2 protein-coding genes are annotated in these 1,323 nt (G+C 61.1%); one reads left to right on the forward strand and one right to left on the reverse strand.

The genetic code is table 11. The annotated features are described in order from the left end of the window. On the reverse strand, positions 1 to 362 hold a 362-nt coding region (locus ACWKV7_RS23600), incomplete at its 3' end, for a POTRA domain-containing protein (protein WP_483860147.1). A gap of 470 nt (positions 363 to 832) precedes the next feature. On the opposite strand from ACWKV7_RS23600, the gene ACWKV7_RS23605 reads away from it, so the two are divergent. Next, positions 833 to 1,323 (forward strand): nucleotide sugar dehydrogenase (locus tag ACWKV7_RS23605; protein ID WP_483860148.1); only part of this gene is annotated, 491 nt, incomplete at its 3' end.

The following is a 1,323-nucleotide window of genomic DNA, read 5'->3' on the forward strand; positions in this document are numbered from 1 at the left end:
CGCTCGATGTATTGCTGGGTGATGGCCTTGAGCAGCTCGTTGAGGCGGCTGGCGCCCAGGCATTGGCCCTCGAAGGGTTCGAGCAGGGCGCGCTGCTCAGCCTCGGCGAACAGCTCGGCACCCTGCAGGCGGATCGAGGCGATCTCGAAGCACTGCTCGTCGGCCACCGGCGCGGCCGGCTCGACGGCGGCTTCGCGACCGGGCAATTGCTGCAGCTCTTCCAGGCGGCGGCGCTGCTCGTCGAGCAGGCGCTCCTGGCGGTCGCGAATCAGGTCGAGTTCGCCCGGCAACGGCTCGGCGGCAAAGGTCGGAACGGCAGACAGAACAACGGCAAAGCCAGACACGAACAACAGCGGGCGCATCGCAACCATCCCTGGGGAGTTAGTGGCACTTCAATATCAAGGGCGCGCATTGTTCATATTTTGAGCAGGGCCGGCAAAAGCGAATTCACAGAAATGTGAACAAATCGTCACAAAAAATTGAACCATTTGCTCCTGCAGCAGTCCCGATTCTGGCGCACATAACTGGCACATTGCATTGCAGATCAATCACTTGTGCCGTTTAATGGTGCACGATTTGCGGGCCGTCATTTTTTGGTCACGTCCGTAAGTCATTAATTAATAAAGTCCGTTCGGATACCCAGTACGCACCACGGACCTTGGTGCGGTTTTTGCTCCCCTCCGCTCTGACAGTAATTCCGCATTCCGCTGCGCAGTCCCCAGCGAGACAACCTGAAGAACCAACCGGCCCCGTTGCCGTAACTGCCACCCGCGAAGCGCCCTGGCGGCCTTCGCTCGCCTCTTTGTTTTGCTAACCGTAGGGAGATGGAACGATGCGAATCAGTATTTTTGGATTGGGCTATGTAGGCGCGGTCTGCGCCGGCTGCCTGTCGGCGCGCGGACATGAGGTGCTGGGGGTGGATATCTCCCAGGCCAAGATCGACCTGATCAACGCAGGCAAGTCGCCGATCGTCGAACCGGGCCTGGAAGAGCTGCTCGGCAAGGGCATCAAGTCCGGCCTGCTGCGCGGCACCACCGATGTCGCCGCAGCGGTGCTTGAAACCGAGCTGAGCATGATCTGCGTCGGTACGCCGAGCAAAAAGAACGGCGACCTGGAATTGGGCTACATCGAATCGGTATGCCGCGAGATCGGCTTCGCCCTGCGCGACAAGCCTGGCCGCCACACCGTGGTGGTGCGCAGCACCGTGCTGCCGGGCACCGTGATGAACGTGGTGGTACCGATCCTCGAAGACTGCTCCGGCAAGCGCGCCGGCGAAGACTTCGGCGTCGCGGTCAACCCCGAGTTCCTGCGCGAGAGCACTGC

Source organism: Zestomonas ipomoeae, assembly GCF_057128665.1.